This window comes from Actinomadura soli, assembly GCF_005889715.1.
Classification (GTDB): Bacteria; Actinomycetota; Actinomycetes; order Streptosporangiales; family Streptosporangiaceae; genus Spirillospora; species Spirillospora soli.
Genome location: NZ_VCKW01000618.1, coordinates 1 through 513 on the forward strand (window position 1 = coordinate 1; position 513 = coordinate 513).

The following is a 513-nucleotide window of genomic DNA, read 5'->3' on the forward strand; positions in this document are numbered from 1 at the left end:
CCACCCCACACGTCCAATCCCCTAAACTCCGAGAACGGACACGAAGGGTGCCTCTGAAAGGGGGCTCTGTTTCGGGTTGACTCCGACTATCCAACCGGTGACAAAAATCCAACCCCACACCACCCCTATGCGAAGACAAGCAAGGCCGCGCGCTTGATATCATTCGAACATGGGTTCGGTTGAGGTTGATCTCGCAACGGCGTCCACCAGGGAATTGGTGAACGCCATCGCCGCGATCACCCACGAACTCGCCGGACGCAGCGCCCCCGAATCCCCGGCCGCGTGCATGGACATCGCCGAAACCCTCGCGGCCGCATCCGATCAGCAGGAGAGTGCGCTGGCCGCTCTGATCGGCCGGGTGGACACCTCCGGTGAACTGCGCCGCTGGGGCCTGCCCTCCACCCAAGCCTGGCTGCGCTCACGGCTGGGCATGCGCGAAACCCGCGCCAAAGAGCGCATCACCCTGGCCCGCCAACGCCACCGCCTGCCCCCCCTCACCCAACGCCTGGCCAC

General features: G+C 65.3%; 1 protein-coding gene. It reads left to right on the forward strand.

Annotated features, from left to right (window positions below):
• Window positions 1-169 precede the first annotated feature (169 nt).
• A partial coding sequence (locus ETD83_RS42165; protein ID WP_138650812.1) for a hypothetical protein occupies window positions 170-513 on the forward strand: 344 nt, incomplete at its 3' end.